1 protein-coding gene is annotated in these 558 nt (G+C 47.5%); it reads left to right on the top strand.

What is annotated here, in order from left to right; all coding sequences use genetic code 11:
• On the top strand, nt 1–542 hold a 542-nt coding region (locus R8N47_RS27450; protein WP_318186394.1), incomplete at its 5' end, for a DUF1538 domain-containing protein.
• Nucleotides 543–558: the final 16 nt, after the last annotated feature.

Genomic DNA, 558 nt, shown 5'->3' with positions numbered 1-558 from the left:
AGTTTAAAGTCTCTATTGGGCAGGCGTTAGAGTGGGTCGACTATTATTGGGTGTACACCTTTGCTTTTTTTATCGGCTTTAGTACGACCAGTGCTGAACCATCTTTGATTGCAGTGGCCATCAAAGCCAATCAAGTGTCTGGTGGCAGTATTAGTGTAAATGGCTTACGAGTTGCGGTTGCTTTAGGCGTAGCGATAGGTATCGCGCTTGGCAGCTATCGTATTGTGGTGGGCGACCCGATTCATTACTACATCATTGCGGGGTATATCGTCGTGGTGATTCAAACCTTTTACGCGCCTAAGTTGATCATTCCACTTGCCTACGATTCAGGTGGTGTCACCACCTCTACCGTGACAGTGCCTTTAGTGACGGCGCTTGGGCTGGGACTAGCGTCAACTGTGCCAGGCAGGAATCCGATGATTGATGGCTTTGGGCTTATCGCCTTCGCCAGTTTGTTTCCAATGATATCCGTAATGGGGTATGCGCAAATTACTCAGTGGCTTAATAAAGACACTTCGGAGGACGAAGAAAATGCGCTTTAAATTGATACTCGCGTTT

It is taken from the genome of Vibrio sp. 2132-1 (genome assembly GCF_033344315.1).
Note: the sequence above shows the minus strand (reverse complement) of the source record. Positions and strands in the feature narration are given on the sequence as shown.